Source organism: Achromobacter sp. GbtcB20 (assembly GCF_019091095.1).
GTDB lineage: Bacteria > Pseudomonadota > Gammaproteobacteria > Burkholderiales > Burkholderiaceae_B > Achromobacter > Achromobacter mucicolens.
In genome coordinates this window covers 1-419 of record NZ_JAGXJZ010000256.1, presented here as the reverse complement: position 1 = coordinate 419, position 419 = coordinate 1, and the positions used below count along the sequence as shown (strand labels likewise).

Here is a 419-nt window from a genome sequence, read left to right as displayed (position 1 = left end):
GGAACAACGTCGCCTGGTTCTGCAAGAGGTGGAAAAGCGGCTATCCGGGCTTCGGGGCCCTGCAAGCGACGCAGCCTTAGCCTATAAACGTGCGTACCATCACGCGGCAGAATGCTGGTGGACACTTCAGATGTACAGTTTCCTCGCTGAGCATGGCCAACGGTTGTGCGAGCTGATGGCTATCGAGCACTCCGACTTTAGCCCTCGCGTGTATCCCCAGGATGAATTCCGCGACGATACTTTGCCGTAGCGCATGTTCGTCCGCGCAGTCAATGCGATGGTGGCGCAATACAAGGGCGATCGGATGCCTTACCGTTCTGAAAGCGGAAAATTTGATATGAAAGGTTTTCCGAGCAGCAGAATGCTGACACCTGTCCAGCGTCACAGGCTCAAGGTTCTCAACGGACAAAACTGACCCA

2 protein-coding genes are annotated in these 419 nt (G+C 55.1%); both read left to right on the top strand.

The genetic code is table 11. The features are described from left to right. On the top strand, positions 1-250 hold a 250-nt coding region (locus KVT32_RS28865), incomplete at its 5' end, for a hypothetical protein (protein ID WP_217619288.1). Between the two features lie 3 nt (positions 251-253). Beyond that, positions 254-415, top strand: coding sequence for a hypothetical protein (locus tag KVT32_RS28860; protein WP_217619287.1), 162 nt, complete (start codon positions 254-256; stop codon positions 413-415). Positions 416-419 lie beyond the last annotated feature (4 nt).

Bases quoted from the DNA above. Each gene is read 5' to 3' on its own strand.
- KVT32_RS28860 (WP_217619287.1), top strand. From the start codon at position 254: ATGTTCGTCCGCGCAGTCAATGCGATGGTGGCGCAATACAAGGGCGAT.